Here is a 22570-nt window from a genome sequence, read left to right as displayed (position 1 = left end):
ATAATCTGCTTGCAATTAAAGGACGGTTCATTAACAACCTTTAAAAGGTCAGCGTTCCGGCTGTTCTTGTTTCACCTGGGATCAGCGTGTACACGTGACTGATTTAACTCGCCGGAACAACCTGACAAGACAGGCATATGAAAAGGATTATATCATGGCACAGAATAAACAAAAACGAGGTCCCATGCAATTTTTGCAGTTTGGTGTTATCGGTTTTGCCAACGCAGCTATTGATATTGGGACACTGAATCTGTTACTGCTTTTATTTCATACGGACGCTAAAGGGTTGCTTTTATTGTATAACACCATCGCTTATACGTTAGCTGTGGCAAACAGTTATTACTGGAATGTCATTATAACGTTTAAGCGTTCGGCTGAAGGAAGCAATCGTCAACGAATATTGTTTATCGTTCAAGGGTTGGTCAGTCTCGGTGTGAATAATTTGATTTTTCTTGGTGTTAACGAATTATTGCAGTTAATTGGCATTAATAATTGGCTTCAATATAATGTTGCCAAAGGGATGGCCATGTTCCTTTCATTTTTGGCAAGTTTCTTCATGGTGAAGTACGTTGTGTTTCGGGATTACGGGAAGCGCTATATCGATGAAAAGAACTGAGCTATTTTGGCTTGGTTTTTTTTGTTGTTTATGCAACGATGACACGTATAGAATCCTGTTATAAACGAATCCTACGTGGTAAGAATATCATCGTCTCAGGAGGAACAGTTATGGGATGGTTAGAACGTGTCAAAAAAGGGAACACATCTTCAGGTGTCGCTGCTATTGGCAATACATTTCTGGCTGCTATTAAAGGAGTGGCGGCTTTTTTCAGCGGGAGTGGGTCCATGTTTGCAACGACGATGCATTCATTGGCCGATGCCGTTAATCAGGGATTTGTGTTTTTTGGAAGTGTTTTGGCGGAGACACCGCCGTCCGAGCGGTTTCCGACAGGCTTCGGGCGGGTCATTAACATATTTTGTATGATTGCCGTTGTGGTTGTGACCATTATGGCGTATGAAACATTCAAAGAAGGCTGGCACCTGTTTTGGAATCCATCCAGTTCAGGAAATATTTGGTTGAACATTGGGGTGTTGGTTACGTCACTCGTCGTTGATGGTTATGTTCTGATAAAAGCAATGAAAGAAATCACAAAAGAAACTGATCAAAATCATGACGGATTTTTATTAACACGGGCTTTTAAAAGTGCGCAAAAGTCGGCACCCGCAACACGTCTTGTGTTTTATGAGGATCTTGTTGCTACATCCGGTGCGGTATTTGCTCTGTTTGGTGTGCTTTTGGCACAAGTATTTGGCATTCTTCGGGCGGACGGTATTTTTACCATGTTGATTGGTATCCTCATGTCTTTTGTCGCTTTCCGTGTCGGTTATGACAATATGGTCGGGCTAATTGGCGTTTCAGCGCCAGACGAAATTAGGAAGAAAATTACTGATATGCTGCTGGAAGACGAAAAAGTCGTCGATATTGATGAGATACGCGTCGTTCAGGAGGGCCGAAGCTATCATGTAGAAGGTACGATTGAACTGGAGAAAGGGCTGTCATTGGCCACAGCGGATGATATAAAAGCGCGGTTAAGTGATAAACTCTTGCGTTCGTCCGAGGTGGATGATGTCGTGCTCGGAATTATAGAAGATGATGATAAGCAGGAAAAGAAACAGCAATAATCGTTATAACGACCGGCCCGGGGACCTAGACAAAAGGGAATCAGCGACGTACTGATTCCCTTGTTTTTTAAATGGTATCCGTAATAATGGTTTCTGCTTCAGACTGAATATGCCGGGATGCATCCTTATCCACGTCAAAGTTGATCATCACATTTTTCAAAAAGAACCAGCCGAAAATCAGTACAGCCAATGTAAAGACAATAACAAGGATAGCCGCTTTTTTGCCGCTCACAACGATCCCCCCATTATTCTGATTTTGTTTGTTTAATCAGCGATGGCACCAGCTACGTCATAATCAGTCAGCTGGATTTCCGTCTCTTCACCAAGGGCAAGCTTTGCTAATTGTTGTCCGATGAATGGACCGGTTGTCATTCCGGATGACCCCAAGCCATTAGCAGTCAGCAGGCCATCTACACCAGGGACTGGACCGATAACCGGCAAAAATCCTGGAGTATACGGGCGGAATCCGGCACGCGCTTCCAAATATGTGCTGTCGGTCAAGCCAGGTGCAACCTGCAATGCTTTTGTTAGAATTTCATGCATTCCACCGGCCGTAATACGATTGTCAAATCCGGCTTCATGTTCATGTGTTGCACCAATCAGGGTCCGGTCATTCCACGTCAGCATGAATTGATCATTGGGTGGCATGACGACGGGCCAACTGGATGTATCTCTGTCAGGTGTCTGCAAATGTAAAATTTGCGCTTTGGACGGCGTCACATTAAACTTGATATGGAATGGTTTCAAAAGTTCACTCATCCATGCACCGCATGCAGCGATGACTTGATCGGCTTCAAATGTTTCGCCATGAACGATGGCACCGGTTACGACGGATTTGCTGTGCAACAAAAGAGCGTGGCCATATATTATTTTTGCACCATGTTTTTGTGCACCGCGCAGAAGAGCGTTCCGAATGGCTCGCCCATTCACCCGTGCTCCGCCACTGACATAGACCGCTCCATAGTCATGATGCAGGTGGGGGAACATGGTTTTCGTTTCCTGAGGTGTCAAAAGGTTGATTTCCCCGATTTCAGGTGCATTTTCCCGGCGTTTCAGCGCCCGTTCTTTCATAGCAGCCAATTTTTCCTGACTGGTATGGATACTGATGGCACCGGTTTGCGCATAGCCTGTTTGAGTTTCACCATCCGCAGCCAGTTCTTCAATAAGGGATTGATAGATCCGTGCTCCGCCTTTAGCAAGTTGATACCAAGCTTTGTTTCGACGTTGGGACAACCAAGGGCAGATAATACCTGCCGCAGCATCAGTCGCTTGGCCAGTATGGAACTGATCGATAATGGTCACATCGGCTCCGGCTTTAGCTAATTGGTACGCTGTGGATGTACCGAGGATGCCTCCTCCGATAACGATATATTTTTTCATGAAAAAATCCTTTCTGTGCTCTTCCTCAACTATATAAAAAAAAGATTTGAAAATAAAGGGATACTTCGTTATATCATCGAATCACCAATGAAAAGGAGACGATAAGTATGTATAACAATCAAATAGCAAAAATATTGTTTGTGATTGGGTTAGCGTTAATGGGGGCCGGAGTGATCAGCGGACTGCTTCTTATCAATATGCCCGGCACAAATTGGTCGACCTTTTTTAGCTCTGCCTTGGGCGGTTTCGTGTCTGGGATGCTATTTATCGGTTTTGCTGAAAATATCCGCTTGCTTCAAAGCATTCATGATCGACTAACCCCGGAAACAGAAACCCGGGAATCGGAAACTCTAGAGAAGCAAAACATAAATGATCGTGTTGTTCAATGGACACTGGAGGATAGTGAGAAGGAAAAAATATCCGACTATTACCGGGATGAAGTCGTTGACATTATCCCATCCCCGAAAACTCACTATTGTTTGGTTCAATTAAGAAATGAACAGGAATACTATGTAAAAGTTGTTTATATTGGAGGCTTTGGAGTGCAGGAAACAGAAAATGCCGCAATCAGGCACGACGTTATTGCGTGGTACAATGCAAACGACTGATAGTTTATCGGCATTTAGAGCACGGGAAATGGTCAGCAAGGAATACAACAATACTGACGCATTTATTTATACAAAGGTTAGTTGACACAACGGCTGGTGAAAAAGGTAACAGGTCATGTCCACGATCTTTATCGCATGTTTCATGATTGGGATATTGCCTTAAATAACTACGGCGCATATGATAAAATATGGAATATGACAGAAACACTAAAAACGACAAATTAGTGTTCAAAAGACCTGTTTATATGATAATCTAAGGTATGGATGGCAGAAGAAACCACGTACAAAAAGGAGTAATGGATATGGCCAAAACATTAATCTTTGGACACAAAAGTCCTGATACAGATACCATTTGTTCAGCGCTTGTTTATGCAGATCTGAAAAAAGAGCTTGGTACGGATGCGGAACCAATGAGACTCGGACCTGTTAATAAGGAAACACAGTATGCGCTTGACCACTTTGGTGTGGAAGCACCGGCGTATATGGAAAAAGTGGATAAAGATGTAGACGATGTTATTCTGGTGGACCACAATGAATTTCAGCAGAGTGTCGATAATATAAACGATGTCCGTATATCCGAAGTAATTGACCACCATCGTATCTCCAATTTTGAAACGAAGGAGCCGTTGTATTTCCGTGTTGAACCGGTCGGCTGCACGGCTACCATTTTGAATAAGATGCACAAGGAGAATGGTGTGGTTGTTTCTAGGAAAAATGCCGGGCTTTTGCTATCGGCCATTATGTCGGATTCCCTGCTGCTCCAATCACCAACCTGTACTCAAGTTGACGTTGACGCGGCTCATGAACTGGCCGATATTGCCGGTGTGGACCTCGAGACGTATGGCTTGGAAATGCTGAAAGCAGGTGCTGATGTCAGTGACAAATCCGCCCATGACCTTATTACCTCAGATGCGAAAGAATTCGCTATGGGTGATGCACAAGTCCAAATCGCACAAGTTAACACCATTGAACCGGGAGAGATTTACAAAGATCAGACGGCAATTGAAGAGGAAATGAAGCAGGTTATCAATGATAAAAATCTTGATCTGTTCCTGTTTGTTGCCACTGGTATTCTAAGTAATGACTCCGATGTACTAGCCTTGGGCAGCGCAAAAAGCAATGTTGAAAATGCATTTGATGTTACACTTGATGCAGATAACCGTGCCATTCTCAAAGGTGTCGTCTCCCGTAAAAAACAAATCGTAACGAAACTTACGGAAACATTCACAAGTTCTCGTTCGGCGTAACCATGATATGTAGAATCCAAAATGGTATATAAAATAGCTGAAAGCCCTGCACGCTTTATGTGTCAGGGCTTTTTGCCATGCATGATTATAAATAGAAAGTCTCCACGCTGACGGAGAACGATTCAAGTGCGTCATCGTCAATGAAATACCCAATACCGGGTTTGTCCGGTACAGTGATCATACCGTTGGAAACGGTTACTTCAGGTGTAATGATGTCTTGGTTCCAATAGAGAGAGGAGCCTGCTGTGTCACCCGGCAAAACAAATTGCGGCAATGTTGTTAAGGCAATGTTATGCGCTCGGCCGACTCCGGCTTCAAGCATGCCGCCACACCAAACTTGGATGCCCTGTTCTCTGCAATAGTTATGTATTCGTTTCGCTTCTGTTAAGCCGCCGACTCGGCCAATTTTTATGTTAATAATTTCACAGCTCTCCAGTTCAACCGCCTTTCTAGTGTCCGCCAAGGAATGAATGCTTTCATCCAGGCAGATCGGTGTCGTTAAGGAAGCCTGCAATTGCGCATGATCAACAATGTCGTCGTGGGCAAGCGGTTGTTCAATCATCATCAGATTAAGTTCATCGAGCTTTTTTAAATGGTCTATATCTTCCAAAGTATAAGCTGAGTTGGCATCGGCCATGATCGGAATGTCAGGAAAATGCTTGCGTACGTCCTTAAGTACCTCATAATCCCAGCCAGGTTTGATTTTTATTTTGATTCGTTTATACCCTTCACGGATATGATGGTCGATGGTCTGGAGTAAATCGTTCTTATTCGGTTTGATTCCGATGCTAACGCCAACCTCAATGTTCTGTTTGGTACCGCCGAGGGCTTCGGCAAGCGGTATGTCTTTCTGTTTGGCATAAAGATCCCAAACAGCGCCTTCGAGGGCTGATTTAGCCATAGGATGGCCCTTGATCGGTTTGAACACGTCTGTTACGTCATCAGGATGGTTGATGGTGTTTTCCCGAAGCAAATCGATAAGAAAATCCTTGATCACGTGATGGTTCGTTTCCACCGTTTCTTCGCTGTACCATGGGCTTGTAAATGCAACCGATTCGCCAAATCCGCGTCCTCCGTTGTCATCAAGTACTTCTGTAATGAAAAATTCCTTTTCTTGAAGGGATCCGAAGCTGGTGGTAAACGGATGATTCAGCATCATACGCAACCGTCTCAGTCTTACTTGGTTCATTGGCATAGCCATGTTATCTCTCCTTATTAGCAGTTCCTTGGATTTTGTGAAATCTATTTGCGTAAGCTGTTTAATCGTAAAAGGCGTTGTCATGGTTGATATGGCTTCCTTTTATCGGTTTTGAGCCTCATATTAAGGTGGGAATACGACTATGATATCTGAAAATTTGTTATTGATCCAACTATTTAATGTCTGTAATGCTATCAGAGTCAATAAGGCCTTTAAAGATTGTCGGAGTGAACAGTTGGCATGCATCGTGTAGAAACTGATAGTATTAGAAGTGTCGATGATGTTGTCGCATAAAACATTTTCAAGGGAATGATAACAATGTCTGATCGGATCATTGATGCACATATACATTTGGATAGGTATGCACCGGACGATCGTTCGCTAATTCTTAATAATATGAACGATAACGGCGTAGATGCTCTTGTTTCTGTTTCCGGTGATCTGGACTCCGCACAAAAAAATTTACAGATGTCTCGTGATGACAGTCGGGTTAAACCGGCTATCGGTTTTCACCCGGAACAAGAGCTTCCAACGGATGAAGATGTTGCTGATCTTCTGGCGCTTATGGATCGTCATCGGTATGACATGGTTGCTGTCGGGGAAATCGGACTGCCTTACTATTTGGAACAAGAAGGCAGGATAGCCTCTCGAGAAGCGTATATGGAAGTGTTGGAGGCTTTCATACAAAAAGCGGTTGAGCTGGATAAACCGATCGCTTTGCATGCGGTTTTCGATGATGCCCCGATGGTGTGTGATCTTTTGGAAACATATTCGACAAGCAAGGCCCATTTTCATTGGTTTAAAGGCGATTGGCGAACGACGGAGCGTATGTACCGCAATGGTTATCTTGTTTCCGTTACACCGGATATTTTATATAAGACGAAGACCCGAAATCTGGCCGCGACGTACCCATTGGAAAAACTAATGGTGGAGACGGATGGGCCATGGCCGTTTGAAGGCACTTTTAAAGGGAAAATGACGCACCCAGCGATGATCCACCAATCTGTTCAGGAAGTAGCAGCCCTTAAACAAATGTCGGTCGGGGAAGTTTATGATGAGTTGTATAATAATACGTGTCACTTTTACGAGTTAAATACAGGGTGAGTGGGGGATCCTATGAAAGTACTGGCAGTGACTGGCTATAAACCGATGGAGTTGAATATATATAAACCGGATGATGATAGGATCAAATATATTAAGGCCGCTTTGGAAAGCCGTCTGGTTGGTTTTATTGAAGACGGCCTTGAATGGGTAATCATTTCCGGTAAAATGGGCGTCGAGCAGTGGGCTGGAGAGGTTGCGCTCAGCTTAAGGGAATCGTATGATCTTAAACTGGCGGTTATTCCGCCATTTGAACATCAGGATGAGCGGTGGCCAGAACATATTCAGCACGTTTATCAGGAGTTGATTTCGAGCGCTGATTTTTTCCGCCCGCTTTATAAAGGCCGATACAGCGGCCCATACCAATATCGAACCTGCAATCAATGGCTGATTGACAAAAGCGATGGTTGTTTGCTGTTATTGGACGATGAATTTCACGGGAGTAACCGCTATTTTTATCAGGAAACACAGTCGCATGCAGACGATTACCCGATTTATTTGATAACACCATCTGATTTGGAAGATGCGGTGGAGGACATTCGGATGACGAACCCGGATTATTGGGAATAAGTGGATGCTTTAAAAATAACGTTCAAATAATGGATTTGTTAACGTTGAGTGCTCAAATTGACGCTCGTGCAACGGATGCACCCTAACTCTAACTAGGATGCATTCGTTTTTAGTGATATTACCACAAATTCTTAATTATGTCGTTCTGAAAGAGGTTTGTATCAATAAAAACGTTTATATTTACATATATATCAAAATTTGATAAATTTAAATAATGGCAATTTATAAACAAAAGTGACTTATCGCCATTACCGAGGTGATAAGCCGTTTCTTGTATCATCGTTTGGAAAGGAAGTGGTCATCATGCGGCTTGTTCGCGCCGGTATCCATTTTTATCTGATCGGTATTTTTATTCTGACCCTGGGTATAGCATTGACGATTCAATCAACACTTGGTGCTGCGCCGTATGATGCACTTTTGGTCGGTTTGAACCGGACATTTGGCCTCACTGTCGGCACGTGGGAATATGTCGTCGGACTTACCATGATTCTGGGTAATGCACTCGCTGAGCGGAAGAAACCGGAATTTTTTGCGTTGATCACTTCTTTTGTGACTGGATTAGCGATTGATTCCTGGCTTTTTTTGCTTCGCGGTCTTGTTGAGCCGGTTACATGGGTTGGCGCATGGGCGATTTTGCTGTCGGGAATTGTACTGATGGCGTTAGGTGTCGCCATTTATCTGCAGTCGACGATAGCCCCTAATCCATTGGACCGCTCCATGATGGTCGTTTCGAGATTGACCGGCTGGAACGTTGCCTACGCAAGGGCATCCATTAGTACGGTCCTCGTCATATTTGCGTTTTTCCTTAGCGGCGCAATTGGCGTTGGAACGTTTATTAATGCTGCGTTATCAGGGGTCATGATTTCGTTTTTAATGTCTTATATACAAGTGCTGAAAAAAAGTGTTCTTTGCAAACGTGGAGAGGGATTGGCTTCCTAATACGGTTTCTTTGTATAGACTTTTCGTTTTCGTCAAAAGCTATACGTGAAACGGCAAAGGAGGAAAGATCTATGGGTGGAAAACCTAAAGGACCAAAACAGCAGAAGCAACCTGATTTGCCGCAAAGCCCAAAACAGCCATACGGCGAGCCACTCCAAGGATCCCACAAAGTTAAACAACAGAATCATTCGCGGCAAAAACAGAAATCGCATCATGATATGTAAAAAAGGCAGCGCTATGCTGTCTTTTTTTTTCGTCAGCCGGGAAGGGAAACGCCAAAGTCAGGTTTTTTTACGATGATTCCACCCAGTAAAATTCGGGGCATATTTTGTCATAAAACTCTGTTACAATGGGTTAAGCATGTATGCAAGAGGGGGATCGTGATGGTAGAAGCGGCAATCAAACTGACGAATCTAACGAAATCATACCGCAAACAGGAAGCAGTGAAAAATTTGGATCTCACTGTACATAAAGGTGAATTATTTGGGTTTCTCGGTCCGAATGGCGCCGGAAAAACGACAACCATCAAAATGCTGACAGGGCTGCTGGAACCAACGAACGGATCAGCTGAAATCAAGGGTGTTGACATTTGGAAGCACCCCATGGATGCTAAAAAGAAAATGGCTTATGTACCTGATCAACCGAATGTTTATCCAAAACTGACTGGATGGGATTATCTTGAATTTATTGCGTCTGTCTTTCAAATTCCGAAAAATCAATTTCAATCCAAGTCGAACGAACTGTTGCAGGTGTTCAATCTGACCGATCAGGCGAATGATCTGATTGAAAGCTATTCGCACGGGATGAAACAGAAAATCGCGATTTGCGGTGCTCTCATTTCCAACCCGGATGTGTTGTTTATGGATGAACCGACTGTTGGATTGGATCCGAAAAGTGCACGACGTTTGAAAAATTTGCTCCGTGAACTTTGTGATCATGGTATGACGGTTTTTCTGTCAACTCATATTCTGGAGATAGCCGAGCAAATGTGTGACCGGGTCGGGATTATTTTCGAAGGTGATATTATTGCGATGGGTACCATGGATGAACTGAGATCGGGCGATGATTCTGGTCAAAGCCTGGAAGATATTTTCCTCGAATTGACCGGCGGCGAGGAACAACAAGCGATCATCAGTGAAATCTCTGACAACGGTGATGCGACATGATGAAAGCTCTTTTGCGCAATCAGTGGAGAATATTAATGAATACAGCTAAGTCACAGCCTGGTAAAAATTATATCAGTTATCTGGTGATATTTGCCGTATTTGCTGTTCTGTTATATTGGCTGTCTTCAGGAATCTGGGCTATTGCTGACGCCATTACAGAACCGATTTTGGCCGGCATTTTATCCTATGGGTTTTTGCTAGCCATCGGGTTTATTATTTTGATGGGATTGCCGCAAGTGTTCAAACATCTATATTCCGCAACGGATTTAAATTTGCTGTTTACGATGCCGATTCCGACACGATACATTTTTTGGGTAAAATATATCCAAAGTTTCGCCGGTGTGCCATTATTGGTGTTTGTTCTCGGTATTGTCCCATTAGTCGTTTATGGTGTGTTCATCGACGCTAATTTGCTGTTTTACCCGGTCACATTACTTGTTCTGCTCTCTGTGATCATCATCGGCTTGTCGATTGCATATTTGTTTAATCTGTTGCTCGTGCAGGTGGTTCCAGCGAGTAAGGCGAATGAATTCATGACTGTGATGAGTATGTTATCAGGTTTGTTTGTTTACTTGTTATTCATACTTCCGGATGTGGTCAACGACCGACCTTTAACGGAAACGATTTTGGATGGGCTGCCGTTATTTCCGGAATGGATGCCGATCACGTGGGCGAGTGATGCGATTGTTCAAGCGAGTGCCGGATCTATTGATTTTCTTCTGCCGTTTATCATGATTGTTGTGTTGTCGATCGTCTTCTTTTTTCTGACATCAACGCTGGTGGAACGAGGTTTCCGCACCGGATGGGTGAAGTTAAGCGAAGGCAGTGGCAAGAAACGAAAGAAAGCAGCAACAAAATCCGGACCGAAGTTGCATCACCCTGTGATTGCAGTTGGCAAAAAAGAGTGGTATGCCGTTAAGCGAGATATACGTGAATGGCTCGTGTTTATGCCAATTATCGTATTTCTGGTGTTCGGTGTTCTTGGTGCCATGTCGGGCGGCGCACAGCTCAGTGACCTGAGAGGACCAAACGAGATAACCTGGCCGATTGCGCAGGCGGTGCTTCTGTTCCTTTATGCGATGTTCAACGGGCAAATCGCCAGTGCGACCATTGCCCGAGAGGCGACATCGTTGTGGATATTGCGCGTTCTTCCGTTATCTGGAAAAACGATTGCGTTCGGGAAACTGTGGATTAGTTGGCTGCTTCCCATCGGGCTATTGACGCTGATTGAAGTCGTTATCGGCGTTTTTCTTGGATGGACCCCATGGCAATTGATTATAGGCATTGCCATGAAAGCCGTGATTACGATTGGCATCAGCAGCATTGGTATGTGGTTCGGTGCCATCGGAGCAAAATATAATCCGTCCAATCCGCAAAACAGGCTGAAGTTTGGCATATCCATTTTATTGCTGGTTACGTCATACGTATATCTTTTCATTGCGTTGATTCCATACGTTATGCTGATAATACCGACTGAAGCAATGGATTTGGCACAGGAAGTCAGTCAAACGACTGGTGGCTTTTTTGGTATGCTCGCAAGCCTTGTTTATGCGATATTGTCCTGGAAAGCAGTGAGCCCGGTTTCCGTTGTCATTGCCGGTGTTGTGCTGATGCTCATCATTTCCCTTGGTACTGCTTATCTGTTTGCCATGATGAGTGCACGCAAAATAGATCGAGGCATTGAAATTGAAATGGTTCAGGATACCAAAACAAAACCATCGCTTGGCAAAAAATTTGGTAATTTGAATTGAAAAAGGAGGTATCCCTCTTTTTCCTGCATCATGGCCGGAATACTCAAGTAGCATGAAATACATGGAGGAATTGATTATCGGACTGCTTATTAATGTAGCATTTTTCGCATTATCTGCTTACATTGCCTACCTTGTCATAACCATAGCTGTTCGTCATGGGATTGACAGTTCTGAAGTTGGAAAGATGTTGAAGAAACAGAATGGATACCAAGAGGAAACATTTCACCCCAAAGATGACCTCGATAAGGACTAGGGAAACATAAAACGGTATACGCCGGTGTAAATAAGTGATACAATTTAATTTATCATTTTGAATTTTTTCATATATAAGGGGGATATTCGAATGCTTCAAGCAATTATGTTCGATTTGGATGATACATTGATTTGGGATAAAAAAAGCGTGGATGAAGCATTTAGAGTTGCTTCCGAGCAGGCTGCGCAACACTATTCCATTGACCCGGACGTGCTGACAAATAAGGTTAAGGAAACGGCCCGCAAGCTTTTTTCGTCTTATGATACATATAGCTTCACGGAAATGATCGGCATTAGTCCGTTTGAAGGGTTGTGGGGGGTGTTCGATGACGAAGGAGACTCGCTTCAAAAACTGAAGGAACTTGCCCCTGGATACCGAAAAGAGGCGTGGACGAAAGGGCTGACGGAACTAGGAGTGGATGATCCACAGCTGGGTTCTCAATTAGCTGATACGTTTAAGCGGGAACGCAGCACCAAGCAGTTTGTGTATGATGAAACGTTTAATGTGTTGGATCAGCTGAAAGGAAACTATCAACTTCTGCTGCTTACGAATGGTTCCCCGGATCTCCAATGGACTAAATTGCATGTAACGCCGGAGCTTCAATCTTATTTTGATCATATTGTTATTTCGGGAGCCTTTGGAAAAGGAAAACCGGATCCTTCGATATTCCATCACGCATGCCATCTTCTGGGCGTTGAAACAGATGAAGCCCTGATGATTGGGGATAATTTGTATTCCGATATTCTGGGTGCGTCTCGTGCAGGTGTGTCGTCGGTATGGATTAATCATCATAACACGGACAATAACGATGTATTCCCGACGTACGAAATAGACCGGCTGGGTGCACTCTCATCGATTATTGATGCGCATCATAAAAAGACCGGACGGTAACACAAACAAGCCTGATATTGACACACAAAAAGGTCAGCCACTGAATGATGTGCTGACCTTTTTGATCATTGCAATTAGCGAACCACAAGTACCGGAAGTTCCGAGCGATTCAGTACGGCATGCGCAACACTTCCAAGGAGTGCCCGGTCGAAAAACCCGCGTCCATGACTGCCGACAACGATTAAATCAGCATTCTTTTCATTGGCGACATCACAAATGGTTGTACTCGGATGGCCCACTTTGTGTACAAAATGGACACGATCTTTACACTCTGTATACATTTGATTTTCGACGGTGTTTCGTATCTCTTTTTTTATTTGGTCTTCGTGACGATCAACGACATCTGGAATATAATCATAAGCATAATTTTCTTTAGAGGTTACGTAAAGCACGTATAGCTCTGCTTCCGGCCAGGCCGTGAGATAGTCCTTAACCATTTCTCCAGCATTCTCTGATGATTCCGAGCCGTCAGTGGCGAACAGAATAGATTTCACAGGAAAATCCCCCTTTTTTTAAACAATAAAGTAGACAATAACGGACAATGCTACCGATGTAACAGTCATTGCTGCCAACGGACGTAAAGCACGTGTGCGCAGATCCTTCAAGCTGACGTTCAGACCAAGACCCACCATGGCAGCTGTTAATAGCCATGTTGTCAGTGTGAAGACACCTTCCATGACATTGTCCGATACAGGGATGGATTCCCCAAATACATAGCTTCCCAAAATACTTACAATGATAAATCCGACGAGAAACCATGGAAATTCAATGTTGGTATCTTCAGCTTCATTTGTTTTGTTTTTGCGCTTCATAAAGGCAATGAAAATAAAACAAAGTGGGACCAGCAAAAAGACACGGCCTAATTTTGCAAGCAGTGCGATGGCTAACCCTTCATCACCAGCAGGTGCTCCTGCCAAGGCAACATGGGCGACTTCATGCAGGCTGGATCCGGACCAGACGCCGTATTCAATGGCATCAAGCGGAAGCACAGGACGCAATATCGTATAAACAATTGCAAAAACCGTACCCATCAGGGCGATAATTCCAACGCCAATGGCTGTATCTTCATCTTTTGCTTTCACAATTGGAGCAACTGCGGCAATAGCTGCAGCTCCGCAGATCCCTGTACCGACTCCGAGTAATAGGGATATGTTCTTATCCGCTTTAAACACCCGTGCCAGCCAGATAGTTGCGAAAATAGCGAATACGATGACACCGGCGTCGCGCAGCAAAAGCCCGAGTCCATCACTCAACACCGTATCAATGCTGAGTTTCAGTCCGTATAAAATGATAGCCGCGCGCAGTAGACGTTTGGTTGAAAACGCAATGCCTTTTCGAATTGCCTCAGGATATCCGAAAATCTGCCGGTAAAATACAGCAATAATAATGGCGCAGGCCAGTTGTCCGACGCGGTCAAATCCAGGCACAAGAGCTAATAGATAGCCTAATAGTGCAATTAAAAACGTGAAGGCCACGCCGCCAATCCATGCTGCTTGTGGTGATAATTGTTTCGTTGATTGTGGGCTTATTTGTGTATTTGCTTCAGCCATTGAAACACCTCCTATATTTATCATAAAGGATGGTTATTTATAAGAAAAATAAATATTTATAATGATACCTATAAGTAAAGGGTTATGTAGGTATATAAAAAAACGCTTGAAGCGATTCAAGCGTTTTTCGGTCATATGCTTTTTTCCTATAAGTCAACAGCTGTTACATCACTGATTTCTTCCAATTGTTTCAATGCGGTCATTTCATCTTTATCCAAAAATTTATCCACGGTCAGAATCATGATGGCATCGCCACCGACGTTGGAACGGTCCACCTGCATGGTGGCAATGTTAACATGATACTGGGAAAGAAGGCTGCCCATATTGCCAATGACACCCGGAAGGTCCTTGTGGTGGATAATGACAAGATGCCCTTGTGGAACCACATCAACACTGTATTGATCAACTCGAACGATACGTGGCCCCAAACCATTCAGCAATGTACCGGAAACACTGCGCGCTCCCGAATTAGTTTTCACTTCAACGGTGAGCAGATTGGTGAAGCCTTTGGTGGTTGCCGTTCTGCTTTCGTTAATTGTTATCCCTTTTTGTTCGGCAAGGTATAGGGCGTTAACGTCGTTTACATGGCTGCCAAGGTGCCGTTGAAGCAGTCCTTTTACGGCATTCCGTGTGATTGGTGCCATTTTCACGTCCGATAACTCACCAGAATAATAGACGTTTACCTCTTCCGGTACATCCTCAGTCAAGTGAATAAGGAACGTTCCCAGTTTGTCGGCAAGATGAAAGTATGGTTCAATTTGGCTGAGAACATCGCTTGGGACAGATGGCATATTGACCGGATTTTGAGCCATCTCACCAGTCAGATGGTTTATAATATCACGGCAGACATCAATGGCCACATTTTCCTGGGCCTCGACTGTGCTGGCGCCAAGGTGCGGTGTGGCAATCACTTGGGGAAGCTGCAGCAATTTGTGATCCTGGAACGGTTCGTCTTCCAGTACATCAATGGCAGCGCCTGCTACTTTCCCGGATACAATAGCATCATATAAAGCATCTTCCTCAATAATGCCGCCGCGGGCACAGTTCATAATGTGGACACCGTCTTTCATTTTGGAAAAGGCGTCCGCATTAATCATATGATGGGTGTCTTTTAATAACGGTGTATGAACGGTGATATAGTCCGCTTCCTGAAAAACGTCTTCCAGTGTTCCGTATTCGATTCCCATCTGGTCAGCCTTTTCTTCCGTAAAAAATGGATCATAGGCTATGACATCCATGCGTTGCCCTTTGGCTCGGTAAGCGACTTCGGTACCGATGCGTCCGAGTCCGATAATGCCAAGCTTTTTGCCTTTCAGCTCAAAGCCGACGTATTTTTTCCGATCCCACTTGCCATTTTGCAGGGATAAGTGTGCTTGGGGAATCTGTCTGGAAAGCGCCATGGTCATAGCCATGGTATGCTCGGCTGCTGAATTCGTGTTTCCATTTGGTGCGTTGACCACAAGGACACCGTGTTCGGTAGCGGCATCTAAGTCAATGTTGTCCACACCCACACCGGCTCTGCCAATAATTTTTAACCTGGATGCCTTTTCGATAACAGAACGCGTTACTTTGGTTTGGCTTCGGACCAATAGTGCGTCGAATTGATCAATGCGATTTTCCAGTTCATCCGGAGACAGGCCTGTCTCGTCTGTAACGGTGACGTTCGGATCATGTTGTAAAACGCTCAACCCTTCTGTGCTGATCGGGTCAGCGGCCAGTATATGAAACAATGTTAATTACCCCCTTTGAGCAGGACTTCTTGCGCCGCCCGGGTTCCTGCGCCCAGTACAATTGATTTGCCGATTCTGTGCAAGGCTGTTTCGATGATGCTGATCGTCTGCAGCACATCAATCGGTGAGCAGTATCCCATATGCCCGATACGGAAAATCTGTCCCTTTAAATGCTGCTGGCCACCAGCTGCGGAAAGACCGAATTCATTTTTTAGAACTCCCCGCAGTTTTTCTGCTTCGAAGTCATCCGGTTTGATGGCTGTAACTGTGGGCGATGATACTTCGTCCGCAGTTAGAAGCGGTATATTCAATGCTTTGAAAGCGGCGCGTGTCATCTCTTTCATTGTTTGATGTCGTTGATAAACCTGCTCCAACCCTTCCTCTTCCAGCATGGACAGTGTCTGTTCGAGTCCTAGTAATAATGAAAGTGCTGGTGTGAAAGGGCTGGAGTTATTCGCTAATGAATCACGATAACGTTTGAAGTCAAGATAGAATGATGGACGCTCGTTTCTCTCAATGACATGCCAAGCTCGTTCGCTCACGGCGGCGAATGTCAGCCCGGCCGGCAGCATCATTGCTTTTTGAGAACCAGTCACCAGTATGTCAATCCCCCATTCATCCATCTTCGTCTGTACACCACCGACACAGGAAACCCCGTCTACAATAAATAGGGTGTCCGTTTGTTGACGGACAACCCGAGCAAGTTCCTCTATCGGGTTCAGGACACCGGTTGAGGTTTCGCAGTAAGTAGCAAACACGGCCTTGATTTCCGGGTGCTCTGAAAGATATGACGCAATGGCGTCGGGTGAAACAGCCTCTCCCCATGCCACATCATAGCGGTGGACAGAAATCCGGTATTCGTTACATATTTTAACAAAGCGGTCGCCAAAAGCACCAGTAACGATGACAAGAACGTCATCATCGGGTTGGACAGCATTGACAACGGCTGCTTCCAGTCCGGCGGTGCCGCTCGCGGAAAGAATAAGTATATCTTGCTCGGTTCCGAAGATAGGCTTTAATTTTGGGGTGATCGTTTTCAGAAGATCTTTCGTTTCCTGATCACGGTGGCCTATCATTGGCTGACTCATTGCCCGTTGAACACTGGGCGGTACGGGAGTTGGACCCGGAATACGCAACAACGTTTGATCTCGGAGCATGATGTGTTCTCCTTTCGTTTTCATAACTGAACTGTGATTTATATAGCATAGCAAACATATACATTATGTCAATAAATTCAATTAAATTTTATTTTCCAAATGTTTGATGACGACACTGAAACATTCTCTATTCTTAGTATCGACCTCTTCAATCCATCACATCTCATTTTATCACGCTTTAATGGGCTGTCCCACCCCCGCTTTTAAACGCATGTCGATCACATGAATGAGAGGAGGCGATAATATGTCCATATTGCTTAACGCGCGTCGAGGTATTCTTCAAGAGTCATATTCTTTGAATCAATCGTTTGTGCAGCCTTTTGGCCGACATAGCGAAGATGCCATGGTTCATATTGATAACCTGTGATGTTTGTCTTGCCTTTAGGATAACGGATAATGAATCCGTAGTTGCTGGCATGTTTCTTGACCCATTGACCTTCATCCGTATTTGCAAAATCTGTTGTCAGTCGGAAATTAATATCTGCGCTCGTAACATCCATGGTCAATCCAGTCTGATGCTCACTTTCACCGGGCTGTGCACTGAATTGGTTGGCAGCCTTTTTGCCATGCTTTCTGGCATTGGCGGCAAAAATGGCTTCTTGCCGGTCAAATGAACGGTATCCGGATTGTGCAAAAAGATCAACCCCATCTTTATCACCAGCCACAAACATTTGCTCAAGAGCATTTGCAGCATTCTTCCGCATTTGCTTTTTTGGTAAATCCGCATCAAATGGAAACCGGACATTTGGTATGACAAGCTGATTCGGGATATAGTCATTCGGAAGACGATGGTTTTTATTGACGAGAACAAGTATGTCAGATGGGTTGGAAACAATCGTGTAGTTTTTTTCCTGATCATCACGTTCCTGTTTGTCAGAATGGCTTTCCGAATCTTGAGATATGCCATTTCCCGGGTTGATGGTCAATTTTCCTTCGACCGCTTGTAGAAGCCGGTCCCGTGTGTTCGGTCCATATACACCATCCACATTCAATGTTTCAATTTGTGCCTGGAAATCTTTAATGGCCCAAGCAGTGTTCTGATCGAATAACCCATCTTCCGTTAATGAATATCCCAACTGATTAAATGTCTGCTGCACACTGCTGACATTATTACCACGGTCCCCTTGGGTTAATGTGATACTTGGAAGTACTTTGTCGTTGGTATTATCTGTCTGATTATTCCCGGAATTCTCGTTATCTTTTGCAGTGTCTTTGTTTTGTTCCTGGGATGAGGAATCCTGTTTTTGCTTTGATGGATTTTCCTCTTTATCTTTATGCGTTTGTTCAGGGTTGTCGATTAGTGTTTTGTTCTTTTCTGACTGTTCGGAGTTGCTTGCCGGTTCAGCTTGATTAACCGGGCTATTGTTGTCACATGCAGTCAGTGACAAACAGGATAATATTATTATAATTAATACGTTTTTGTAGAACACAAGTTATCCACCTTTCGTTGCGTATATCGTTAATGGTTACGAATAATATTCTATAAAATAGACGGAATGAATAGCAAAAATTATTCAATGTTCGGTTAAAAATTTTTAACTATCATCCTTCCTCCTCTTAAGAATGGGGAAATGGTTTCATTTGAATGAGCATATCGAAGGTACCAATTTCCTGAACAATCACTGGCACTTCAGAATGATTTCACTTATAACCCGTTTAATTCTTCGCTATTATGTGAAAAGTTATAGTGAAACGATATTGGAAAGGGGTTTTGCAAATGAAGCGCTTGGTTTTGCTTCTATTTCTATTAACTGTAGTTGCCACTCTAGCGGCATGTGGTGGTAACGAAGACAATGATAACACGAACGCGCAGAACAACGAGGATCAGGACGATGAAGTGACCGAACAGAACGATGATAGTGATGATTCGCAAGAGGTTCAAGTAGACTTGCAAAATGGTGATAAAGAATCTGTCGGCACGGCAACCCTGGAGGAAGAATCGGATGGCGTTGAAGTCACGATTGAGGGTAAGAATCTACCAAAAGGCACGCATGCGTTTCATGTACATGAAAAGGGCGTATGTGAAGCACCGGACTTTAAATCGGCAGGAGGGCACTTTAATCCAGAAGATACCGATCACGGATTCGATACCTCGAATGGGCCACATGTTGGGGACATGCCTAATATTGCAGTCGGCGAAGATGGTACCGTGGAACAGTCATTTCTTTTGAAGAACGCCACATTGAACAAAAACGACGATCATTCATTGATGGGAAAGAATGGGACATCGCTTGTCATACATGAAGGTGCAGATGATGGTGAATCGCAACCATCTGGAGATGCCGGCAGTCGACTGGCTTGCGGATCCATCAGCAAATAAAAGGAATAAATTCCATTAAAAGGACGAACGACCCAAATGGTTGTTCGTCCTTTTTTATCAGTCTTCCATTGTCTGTTTTCGTTTGTGTTCTTCGGACAGGAAATTAAAAAATGTTTGCATGCTGAATTTGGGTTTAGCTTTCACATTTGCAATATATTGATCTTTGGTATAGTCGTTTACGTGGTCACTTTGTTGGATCCGTTCGATAATGTGGTTCATCCCGATTTGTCGTATTTCTTTATTGACGTGTCTGGATTCCTTGTATAATGCTGCTCCAATGGCACCCAACAGGGCATAAACGCCAATGGTGATAAGCATATCCTGTGTGTAGCCATTGATGACAAGCATGAAAAACAGATTGATGATCGAAATGCTTAATAATGGGATGGAAACAACCATATATTTGGAGCTCTTTTTCAGTTTTGGTTTCACCAGCTCGTCAATAATTTCCAGTTCCCTTTCAATGAATGCAGGCATGCCTTTGGACATGAATTGGTTCATATAACTTATCCGCTCCTTAAAAAAGGATTATCATTCCGCCTGTACACGATTCAATAGGTTTATTTGATTATCTCAATTATATAACGTTAACGGGCAATTTGTCATTCAAACAGCTTTTTCAAAATATGTTTTCCAAAAGGGAACGCGTTTGCTTGTACAGGAATGAATAAATGCGAGACAATAATGTTGGAACATTTGATGAATAGATGGAGGGAAACATCATGGCAACCATGGATGACTTTAATGAACTGGATATGCGTGTTGGAACGATTTTGAATGCAGAACCATTTCCTGAGGCAAATAAGCCAGCCATTAAACTGAAAATACATTTCGGAAAAGAAATTGGCATAAAACAATCGTCAGCACAGATTACACGACGCTATGAACCAGACAAGTTAATTGGTCGACAGGTGATTGGTGTCGTAAATTTTCCATCGGTTCGGATTGCGGGATTTGCATCAGAAGTATTAGTGTTGGGAGGTGTTCCCGGGGAAGGGGATGTCGTGCTTTTGAACACTGATGATCCGGTTGACAATGGAACTCCGATTTCATGATCGCCTTTATCACCATATGATACTGGTTATTTATAGAATGAAAAAATACGTGATTCTGGAGGTCCATCCATGCTGTCAACCATCAAGGAGTACAAGGAAGAAGTTATTGAGACAGTGTTTGAAAAATCCCATTTTTGCTTTGTTGCTATTGATGAAAACGGAGTGATAACGTATTTGAATAACAGTTATTGCCACTTTCTTGGAGTGACCAAAGAAGAGAGTATCGGAAAACATGTTACAGCTATTATTGAGAACACGCGCTTGCATGTGGTAGCTGAAACTGGTCAAGAAGAAATTGCTGATCTGCAATATATACGGGGAAATCATATGGTTGCTAATCGGATTCCCGTTTTCTCCAACGGGAAGTCTGTTGGTGCTGTTGGAACGGTTTTATATAGGGACAAAAAAGAATGGATGAAAATGAACACCCACATTAAAAACCTGCTATTAGAGATAGAACATTATCGGAAACGGCTTAATGATGACCATGGCGCAACGTATTCCCTTCACGACATTGTAGGTAGTTCCCCCCAGCTATATGATGTCAAGGGAAAAGTCAAAAAACTGGCACCGGGTGACATTACCATTCTTCTGCAAGGGGAAAGCGGCACGGGAAAGGAATTATTCGCTCATAGCATTCACCAGCTGAGTGAACGCCATACTGCACCATTCATTAAAATAAATTGCGCGGCCATTCCAGAGGGGCTGCTGGAAACGGAACTTTTTGGTTATGTTCCGGGAGCTTTTACCGGTGCAAAAAAAGAAGGAAAACAGGGCAAGTTTCAACTTGCTGACGGTGGCACACTTTTTTTGGATGAAATTGGTGATATGCCATTGGATGCACAAGTCAAAATTCTTCGCGTTCTTCAGGAGGGGGAAGTGGAACAAATTGGCTCTGAAAAGTCACAGAAAGTGGATGTGCGAATTATTGCTGCTACGAACCAATCATTGGAAACATTGGTCGAGCAGCAACGCTTTCGAGAAGATTTGTATTACCGGATCAATGTTTTGCGACTCCGAATCCCGCCGCTCAGAGAACGAAGGGAAGATGTTCGCATACTTGCCAAATATATGATTCATAAAGTATCCAATCGCACTGGACAACGGGTAGTGGATGCCGATCCGGACGTTTTGCAGTTTTTTCAGCAATATGATTGGCCTGGTAATGTAAGGGAGATGGAAAACGTCATTGAATCAGCGGTTCATCTTTCTGATTCAGAAATGATTACAATGGATGATTTACCAGATCAAATGCAGTTGGATGGATATATAACCAATCAGGATATGACTTTGAAAAACATCTTGGAAAAAGCGGAACTGCAAGCAGTGAAACATGCATTGAACAAGACGAATGGTGATAAGCGAAAGGCGGCAAACCTTCTCGATATAGGCAAATCCAGTTTCTATGAGAAAGTAAAAAAATATGATTTGTAATGTTCCGGAATGTTGGAAATGAATCCAGTTTTCCGGAAAGCCATAGAATGATCTATTGAAGTCATTTTAGACGGTGTTTGCCAATAGCAAAAAAAGCCCGGATTCCGATTGAACGGAAACCGGGCTTTTTTTGTTAATTTAAATTTCCTGTCATATCCGTTGTGAAGGACAGTGAAAATGTTGGCATATTTTTTGCTTTATAATTGTTGAAGGAGCTGATAGAAATGAAAGCGATTTATACCTCGTTTGATGAGGCCGTAAAACAAATACAAAATGGTTCTACTATTATGGTTGGAGGCTTCGGGTTGGTTGGAATACCTGAAAATCTCATTCAGGCCCTTGTCAATTCAGATGTTCGTCATTTAACGGTTATTTCCAATAACTGTGGTGTTGATGATTGGGGGCTTGGGTTGCTTTTGCAAAATAAACAAATCGATAGAATCATTGGTTCTTACGTCGGGGAAAACAAAGAGTTTGAACGGCAAGTGCTGGCCGGAGAATTGGAAGTGGAACTGACGCCTCAAGGAACGCTGGCAGAAA

General features: G+C 43.7%; 25 protein-coding genes. 16 read left to right on the top strand and 9 right to left on the bottom strand.

Going from position 1 to position 22570, the window contains the following annotated elements; translation table 11 throughout:
* Window positions 1-154 precede the first annotated feature (154 nt).
* Both ABDZ72_RS08370 and ABDZ72_RS08365 read left to right on the top strand, forming a co-directional pair.
* Window positions 155-616 carry a GtrA family protein gene (locus ABDZ72_RS08370; protein ID WP_343752364.1) on the top strand — a complete coding sequence of 154 codons (462 nt, stop codon included), beginning with the start codon at window positions 155-157 and terminating at the stop codon, window positions 614-616.
* Between the two features lie 110 nt (window positions 617-726).
* Entirely contained in the window at window positions 727-1680 is a 954-nt protein-coding gene (locus ABDZ72_RS08365) for a cation diffusion facilitator family transporter (protein ID WP_343752363.1), read from the top strand.
* A gap of 67 nt (window positions 1681-1747) precedes the next feature.
* On the opposite strand, the gene ABDZ72_RS08360 is transcribed toward ABDZ72_RS08365, so the two are convergent.
* Both ABDZ72_RS08360 and ABDZ72_RS08355 read right to left on the bottom strand, forming a co-directional pair.
* Window positions 1748-1912 carry a hypothetical protein gene (locus tag ABDZ72_RS08360; protein WP_343752362.1) on the bottom strand — a complete coding sequence of 55 codons (165 nt, stop codon included), beginning with the start codon at window positions 1910-1912 and terminating at the stop codon, window positions 1748-1750.
* Window positions 1913-1944: 32 nt separating this feature from the next.
* Window positions 1945-3060, bottom strand: a complete 1116-nt coding sequence (locus tag ABDZ72_RS08355; protein ID WP_343752361.1) for an NAD(P)/FAD-dependent oxidoreductase — start codon at window positions 3058-3060, stop codon at window positions 1945-1947.
* 107 nt (window positions 3061-3167) lie between these two features.
* Here ABDZ72_RS08355 and ABDZ72_RS08350 point away from each other — a divergent pair, with 107 nt between their 5' ends.
* Together ABDZ72_RS08350 and ABDZ72_RS08345 are read left to right on the top strand one after the other, a co-directional pair.
* Entirely contained in the window at window positions 3168-3668 is a 501-nt protein-coding gene (locus tag ABDZ72_RS08350; RefSeq protein ID WP_343752360.1) for a hypothetical protein, read from the top strand.
* A gap of 302 nt (window positions 3669-3970) precedes the next feature.
* Window positions 3971-4915, top strand: a complete 945-nt coding sequence (locus ABDZ72_RS08345) for a manganese-dependent inorganic pyrophosphatase (protein ID WP_343752359.1) — start codon at window positions 3971-3973, stop codon at window positions 4913-4915.
* A gap of 85 nt (window positions 4916-5000) precedes the next feature.
* Here ABDZ72_RS08345 and menC read toward each other — a convergent pair whose 3' ends face one another.
* Entirely contained in the window at window positions 5001-6110 is a 1110-nt protein-coding gene (gene menC / locus ABDZ72_RS08340; protein WP_343752405.1) for an o-succinylbenzoate synthase, read from the bottom strand.
* A 321-nt stretch (window positions 6111-6431) separates the two neighbouring features.
* Here menC and ABDZ72_RS08335 point away from each other — a divergent pair, with 321 nt between their 5' ends.
* From ABDZ72_RS08335 to ABDZ72_RS08300, 8 genes are all read left to right on the top strand, one after another.
* Window positions 6432-7217, top strand: a complete 786-nt coding sequence (locus ABDZ72_RS08335) for a TatD family hydrolase (RefSeq protein ID WP_343752358.1) — start codon at window positions 6432-6434, stop codon at window positions 7215-7217.
* 12 nt (window positions 7218-7229) lie between these two features.
* Entirely contained in the window at window positions 7230-7784 is a 555-nt protein-coding gene (locus ABDZ72_RS08330) for an SLOG family protein (RefSeq protein WP_343752357.1), read from the top strand.
* 303 nt (window positions 7785-8087) lie between these two features.
* Window positions 8088-8723 carry a YczE/YyaS/YitT family protein gene (locus ABDZ72_RS08325; RefSeq protein WP_343752356.1) on the top strand — a complete coding sequence of 212 codons (636 nt, stop codon included), beginning with the start codon at window positions 8088-8090 and terminating at the stop codon, window positions 8721-8723.
* Window positions 8724-8794: 71 nt separating this feature from the next.
* On the top strand, window positions 8795-8947 hold the full coding sequence (locus ABDZ72_RS08320) for a small acid-soluble spore protein P (RefSeq protein WP_343752355.1): 153 nt from the start codon (window positions 8795-8797) through the stop codon (window positions 8945-8947).
* A 159-nt stretch (window positions 8948-9106) separates the two neighbouring features.
* The gene (locus ABDZ72_RS08315; protein ID WP_343752354.1) at window positions 9107-9889 is read left to right on the top strand and encodes an ABC transporter ATP-binding protein; all 783 of its coding nucleotides are present in this window, start codon (window positions 9107-9109) and stop codon (window positions 9887-9889) included.
* 35 nt (window positions 9890-9924) lie between these two features.
* The gene (locus tag ABDZ72_RS08310; RefSeq protein WP_343752353.1) at window positions 9925-11640 is read left to right on the top strand and encodes a putative ABC transporter permease subunit; all 1716 of its coding nucleotides are present in this window, start codon (window positions 9925-9927) and stop codon (window positions 11638-11640) included.
* Window positions 11641-11701: 61 nt separating this feature from the next.
* Window positions 11702-11893: a hypothetical protein gene (locus ABDZ72_RS08305; RefSeq protein WP_343752352.1), complete on the top strand. Its 192-nt coding sequence runs from the start codon at window positions 11702-11704 to the stop codon at window positions 11891-11893.
* A 90-nt stretch (window positions 11894-11983) separates the two neighbouring features.
* Window positions 11984-12784 (top strand): HAD family hydrolase, encoded by an 801-nt coding sequence (locus ABDZ72_RS08300; protein ID WP_343752350.1) that lies wholly within the window; start codon window positions 11984-11986, stop codon window positions 12782-12784.
* A 74-nt stretch (window positions 12785-12858) separates the two neighbouring features.
* On the opposite strand, the gene ABDZ72_RS08295 is transcribed toward ABDZ72_RS08300, so the two are convergent.
* From ABDZ72_RS08295 to ABDZ72_RS08275, 5 genes are all read right to left on the bottom strand, one after another.
* Complete coding sequence (locus ABDZ72_RS08295) at window positions 12859-13278, bottom strand: universal stress protein (protein WP_343752349.1); 420 nt, start codon at window positions 13276-13278, stop codon at window positions 12859-12861.
* A gap of 18 nt (window positions 13279-13296) precedes the next feature.
* On the bottom strand, window positions 13297-14334 hold the full coding sequence (locus ABDZ72_RS08290; protein WP_343752347.1) for a YeiH family protein: 1038 nt from the start codon (window positions 14332-14334) through the stop codon (window positions 13297-13299).
* Window positions 14335-14480: 146 nt separating this feature from the next.
* Entirely contained in the window at window positions 14481-16064 is a 1584-nt protein-coding gene (serA, locus tag ABDZ72_RS08285; protein ID WP_343752346.1) for a phosphoglycerate dehydrogenase, read from the bottom strand.
* Between the two features lie 2 nt (window positions 16065-16066).
* Entirely contained in the window at window positions 16067-17221 is a 1155-nt protein-coding gene (locus tag ABDZ72_RS08280; RefSeq protein WP_343752345.1) for a pyridoxal-phosphate-dependent aminotransferase family protein, read from the bottom strand.
* A 257-nt stretch (window positions 17222-17478) separates the two neighbouring features.
* Entirely contained in the window at window positions 17479-18651 is a 1173-nt protein-coding gene (locus ABDZ72_RS08275; RefSeq protein WP_343752344.1) for a D-alanyl-D-alanine carboxypeptidase family protein, read from the bottom strand.
* A gap of 287 nt (window positions 18652-18938) precedes the next feature.
* Here ABDZ72_RS08275 and ABDZ72_RS08270 point away from each other — a divergent pair, with 287 nt between their 5' ends.
* Complete coding sequence (locus ABDZ72_RS08270) at window positions 18939-19541, top strand: superoxide dismutase family protein (RefSeq protein ID WP_343752343.1); 603 nt, start codon at window positions 18939-18941, stop codon at window positions 19539-19541.
* A gap of 57 nt (window positions 19542-19598) precedes the next feature.
* Here the strand turns inward: ABDZ72_RS08270 and ABDZ72_RS08265 are convergent, their stop codons facing one another.
* The gene (locus ABDZ72_RS08265; RefSeq protein ID WP_343752342.1) at window positions 19599-20042 is read right to left on the bottom strand and encodes a DUF5392 family protein; all 444 of its coding nucleotides are present in this window, start codon (window positions 20040-20042) and stop codon (window positions 19599-19601) included.
* A 221-nt stretch (window positions 20043-20263) separates the two neighbouring features.
* Between ABDZ72_RS08265 and ABDZ72_RS08260 the strand changes: the two genes are divergently transcribed.
* The 3 genes from ABDZ72_RS08260 to ABDZ72_RS08250 form a co-directional block, all read left to right on the top strand.
* A complete protein-coding gene (locus ABDZ72_RS08260) occupies window positions 20264-20596 on the top strand; it encodes a tRNA-binding protein (RefSeq protein ID WP_343752341.1) in 333 nt (110 codons plus the stop codon).
* Window positions 20597-20665: 69 nt separating this feature from the next.
* Window positions 20666-22030, top strand: a complete 1365-nt coding sequence (locus ABDZ72_RS08255) for a sigma-54 interaction domain-containing protein (protein WP_343752340.1) — start codon at window positions 20666-20668, stop codon at window positions 22028-22030.
* Window positions 22031-22254: 224 nt separating this feature from the next.
* Window positions 22255-22570: CoA transferase subunit A (locus ABDZ72_RS08250; RefSeq protein WP_343752339.1), on the top strand; the 316-nt coding region annotated here is incomplete at its 3' end.

Source organism: Lentibacillus halophilus (assembly GCF_039522485.1).
GTDB classification, from domain to species: Bacteria; Bacillota; Bacilli; order Bacillales; family Amphibacillaceae; genus Lentibacillus; species Lentibacillus halophilus.
This window is presented reverse-complemented; position numbering and strand designations above follow the sequence as displayed.

Bases quoted from the DNA above. Each gene is read 5' to 3' on its own strand.
- ABDZ72_RS08260 (WP_343752341.1), top strand. From the start codon at position 20,264: ATGGCAACCATGGATGACTTTAATGAACTGGATATGCGTGTTGGAACG.
- ABDZ72_RS08315 (WP_343752354.1), top strand. From the start codon at position 9,107: ATGGTAGAAGCGGCAATCAAACTGACGAATCTAACGAAATCATACCGC.
- ABDZ72_RS08255 (WP_343752340.1), top strand. From the start codon at position 20,666: ATGCTGTCAACCATCAAGGAGTACAAGGAAGAAGTTATTGAGACAGTG.
- menC (WP_343752405.1), bottom strand. From the start codon at position 6,110: ATGCCAATGAACCAAGTAAGACTGAGACGGTTGCGTATGATGCTGAAT.
- ABDZ72_RS08280 (WP_343752345.1), bottom strand. From the start codon at position 17,221: ATGCTCCGAGATCAAACGTTGTTGCGTATTCCGGGTCCAACTCCCGTA.
- ABDZ72_RS08320 (WP_343752355.1), top strand. From the start codon at position 8,795: ATGGGTGGAAAACCTAAAGGACCAAAACAGCAGAAGCAACCTGATTTG.
- ABDZ72_RS08290 (WP_343752347.1), bottom strand. From the start codon at position 14,334: ATGGCTGAAGCAAATACACAAATAAGCCCACAATCAACGAAACAATTA.
- ABDZ72_RS08345 (WP_343752359.1), top strand. From the start codon at position 3,971: ATGGCCAAAACATTAATCTTTGGACACAAAAGTCCTGATACAGATACC.
- ABDZ72_RS08335 (WP_343752358.1), top strand. From the start codon at position 6,432: ATGTCTGATCGGATCATTGATGCACATATACATTTGGATAGGTATGCA.
- ABDZ72_RS08270 (WP_343752343.1), top strand. From the start codon at position 18,939: ATGAAGCGCTTGGTTTTGCTTCTATTTCTATTAACTGTAGTTGCCACT.
- ABDZ72_RS08300 (WP_343752350.1), top strand. From the start codon at position 11,984: ATGCTTCAAGCAATTATGTTCGATTTGGATGATACATTGATTTGGGAT.
- ABDZ72_RS08325 (WP_343752356.1), top strand. From the start codon at position 8,088: ATGCGGCTTGTTCGCGCCGGTATCCATTTTTATCTGATCGGTATTTTT.
- ABDZ72_RS08265 (WP_343752342.1), bottom strand. From the start codon at position 20,042: ATGAACCAATTCATGTCCAAAGGCATGCCTGCATTCATTGAAAGGGAA.
- ABDZ72_RS08355 (WP_343752361.1), bottom strand. From the start codon at position 3,060: ATGAAAAAATATATCGTTATCGGAGGAGGCATCCTCGGTACATCCACA.
- ABDZ72_RS08330 (WP_343752357.1), top strand. From the start codon at position 7,230: ATGAAAGTACTGGCAGTGACTGGCTATAAACCGATGGAGTTGAATATA.
- ABDZ72_RS08365 (WP_343752363.1), top strand. From the start codon at position 727: ATGGGATGGTTAGAACGTGTCAAAAAAGGGAACACATCTTCAGGTGTC.
- ABDZ72_RS08350 (WP_343752360.1), top strand. From the start codon at position 3,168: ATGTATAACAATCAAATAGCAAAAATATTGTTTGTGATTGGGTTAGCG.
- ABDZ72_RS08370 (WP_343752364.1), top strand. From the start codon at position 155: ATGGCACAGAATAAACAAAAACGAGGTCCCATGCAATTTTTGCAGTTT.
- ABDZ72_RS08305 (WP_343752352.1), top strand. From the start codon at position 11,702: ATGGAGGAATTGATTATCGGACTGCTTATTAATGTAGCATTTTTCGCA.
- ABDZ72_RS08310 (WP_343752353.1), top strand. From the start codon at position 9,925: ATGAATACAGCTAAGTCACAGCCTGGTAAAAATTATATCAGTTATCTG.